This is a genomic window from Xanthomonas sp. SHU 308 (assembly GCF_000364645.1).
In the GTDB taxonomy this organism is placed as follows: Bacteria; Pseudomonadota; Gammaproteobacteria; order Xanthomonadales; family Xanthomonadaceae; genus Xanthomonas_A; species Xanthomonas_A sontii.
Genome location: NZ_AQOK01000515.1, coordinates 1 through 3,017 on the forward strand (window position 1 = coordinate 1; position 3,017 = coordinate 3,017).

The window sequence follows — 3,017 nt, forward strand, 5'->3', positions numbered from 1 at the left end:
GCCGACACCCGGGTCAACACCCCGCTGCTGGCCGCGGCGCTGCGCGCGCTGGGCACCGGCGCGGTCGGCGGCGGCGCGCAGGTGCGCCTGCTCGGGGACATCGCCTGGCACGAGCGCCTGGCGCAGACGCTGTTCGGCTGGCTGTTCCGCTGCACCGGCATCGCCCCCGGCTGCTTCCTGTTCTGCACGCGCAGCGCCTTCGTCGCCGCCGGCGGCTTCGACGAGCGCTACTACGCCGGCGAGGACGTGGCGCTGAGCCGCGCACTGGCGCGGCAGGGCCGCTTCGTGATCCTGCGCGAGCCGGTGCACACCTCCGACCGCAAGCTGCGCAGCTTCAGCAAGCGCGAGCACCTGGGGCTGCTGTTGCGCCTGCTGCGCCGCGGCCGCAGCCTGCTGCGCTCGCGCGACGGACTTGGCTTCTGGTACGGGCAGCGTCGCGGGCGCTAACGCGCCGCCCATTTCCGCACAGATTGCGTCGGGTCGGCAAAGCGGTTGCGCCCGACGAGGGCGACTTCCTACGCTCTGCACATGCGCGAGAACGGCACCCTGGACATCAGGAACGCGGCAATGGCGGACCGGCAGGCGATCGTGGCGCTGATGGCGGCGCTGGACTACGCCGGAACCGAGGACTTCATCGAGGCGCGCCTGGCGCAGCTCCTGGCACATCGGGACGCGGCCTTGCTGGTGGCGGCCACAGGGGACGACGTCCTGGGTGTGTTGTCGCTGCACTTTCTGCCGCAGTTGGCATTGGCCGGCGACATCTGCCGCATCAGCTAGTTCTGCGTCGACGATCGCGCGCGCGGCGCCGGGGTGGGACAGCGTTTGCTGGCAGAGGGCGAGGCGCTGGCGCGGCAGCGCGGCTGCGACCGCCTGGAGGTGCACTGCCACAGCCGGCGGGAACGCGCGCACGCCTTCTATCGGCGCGAAGGCTTTGTCGAAGCGCCCACGTATTTCGCCAGGTCGCTGCGCGATTGAGGATTGTCTGAGGCCGCCAGCCGCAGACAGCGGCGCGATCTTCCTAAGGGCGGTTGCCGGCGCCGAGCCGCTGGCAGTACGCTGCGCGCCCCTTGTGCGAGCTTTACGGATGAGCGTCCACACCAGCAGGCCCATCGCGCTGCGCATCCTCGGCACGGGCGAGTATCTGCCCACGCAGCAGGTGCCGGCGGAGGCCTTCGACCGGCGCTGGGGCAAGCCCGCCGGCTGGACCCTGCGGCATACCGGGGTCGCCACGCGGCACTACGCGGGCGCCGACGAGCCGGCCACCTTCATGGGCGAACGCGCCGCGCGCGCGGCGCTGCAGGCGGCGCAGTTGCAGGCGCACGAGGTCGATTGCGTGATCAGCGCCTGCAGCCTGATGGAACAGGCGATCCCGTGCAGCGCGGCGCTGCTGCACGCGCGGCTGGGCCTGCAGGGCAGCGGCATCCCGGCCTTCGACATCAACGCCACCTGCCTGAGCTTCATCGCCGCGCTCGACCTGGCGGCCTGCGCGATCGCCGCCGGCCGCCATCGCAGCGTGCTGATCGTCGCCAGCGAGATCGCCAGCGTCGGCCTCAATCCGGACGATGCGGACACCGCGCCGCTGTTCGGCGACGGTGCCGCCGCGGTGGTGCTCGGCGCCGACGACGGCGCCAGCGGTTCGCAATTGCTGGCGGCGCGGCTGGAAACCTATTCCGAAGGCATCGACCACTGCCGCGTGCGCGCCGGCGGCACCCGGCTGCGCCTGGATCACGGCGTCGAGGCATTGCGTGCCGGCTCGCAGTTCGAAATGAACGGCCGCGCCACCTACCGGCTGGCCGCGGCGAAGCTGCCCGGTTTCCTGCAGCGGCTGCTGGCGCAGGCCGGGGTCGAGCTGGTGCAGTTGCGGCGGATCGTACCGCATCAGGCCAGCGCCAAGGCGCTGCGCCATCTGCGCGTGGCGCTGGGGCTGGCGCCGGACACGCTGATCGAGGTGATCGGCCAGCGCGGCAACCAGATGGCCGCGTCGATTCCCGGCGCGCTGCACCAGGCGATCGCCAGCGGCCGCATCGTGCGCGGCGACCTGATCGGCCTGGTCGGCTCCGGCGCCGGGCTGGCGTTCGGCGGCGCGGTGTTGCGTTACTGACATGGCCCGCGTCCTGATCACCGGTGCCTCCGGCTTCATCGGCGCCTACATCGTGCGCGCCCTGGCCGATACCGGCGTAGCGGTGCGCGCCAGCGGTCGCGACGCCGCCAAGCTGGCGGCCTTCGCCGGCGATCCGCGGATCGAGGTCGTGCCCGCCGAGCTGTGTCGCGACGACCTGGCGCCGTTGCTGCGCGGCTGCGATGCGGTGATCCACTGCGCCGCGTTGTCGGCACCGTGGGCCAGCACCGAGACCTTCCGCCTGGCCAACGTGGTCGCCACCGAACGCCTGCTCGCCGCCGCGCTGGCCGCACGCGTGCGCCGCTTCGTGCACTTCAGTTCGCCCAGCATCTACTTCCGCTTCGCCGATCAATACCAGATCACCGAAGACTTCACCCCGCCAGCGCGCTGGATCGGCGGCTACCCGCAGACCAAGTGGGAAGCCGAGGAAAAGGTGCGCGCCGCCGCCGCGGCCGGACTGCCGGCGGTGGTGCTGCGCCCGCGCGCGGTGTTCGGCCATGGCGACAACGCGATCGTGCCGCGCTTGCTGGCGGTGGCGCAGCGCGGCTGGTTCCCGCTGGTCAACGGCGGCCGCGCGATGATCGATGTGTGCTGCGTGGAGAACGCGGTGGCCGCGGCGCTGGCTGCGCTGCGCGCCGAGCACATCGGCGATGGCCGCGCCTACAACATCAGCAACGGTGTGCCGATCGCAGTGCGCGACCTGCTGACCGAACTGTTCGCGGTGCTGCGCCTGCGCGTGCGGCTGCTGCCGGTGCCGCGCGGACCGGCGTTGGCGCTGGCCACGCTCGGCGAGCAGATCGCGCTGCGCCGTCGCGGGCAGCCGGAGCCGCGGCTCAGCCGCTACGGCATCGGCGTGCTCGGCTATTCGCAGACGCTGGACATCGGCCGCGCCCGCCGC

3 protein-coding genes and 1 pseudogene are annotated in these 3,017 nt (G+C 72.5%); all 4 read left to right on the forward strand.

The window, feature by feature from the left end; genetic code table 11:
• A pseudogene (locus D588_RS25005) lies at window positions 1-447 on the forward strand (glycosyl transferase family 2); the annotation flags it as partial.
• Between the two features lie 81 nt (window positions 448-528).
• Window positions 529-777, forward strand: a complete 249-nt coding sequence (locus D588_RS28240) for a hypothetical protein (protein ID WP_017916629.1) — start codon at window positions 529-531, stop codon at window positions 775-777.
• Between the two features lie 307 nt (window positions 778-1,084).
• Window positions 1,085-2,101, forward strand: coding sequence for a 3-oxoacyl-[acyl-carrier-protein] synthase III C-terminal domain-containing protein (locus tag D588_RS0115475; RefSeq protein WP_017916631.1), 1,017 nt, complete (start codon window positions 1,085-1,087; stop codon window positions 2,099-2,101).
• A 1-nt stretch (window position 2,102) separates the two neighbouring features.
• Window positions 2,103-3,017, forward strand: a 915-nt coding sequence (locus D588_RS0115480) for an NAD(P)-dependent oxidoreductase (protein ID WP_017916632.1), incomplete at its 3' end; no start/stop codon positions are given.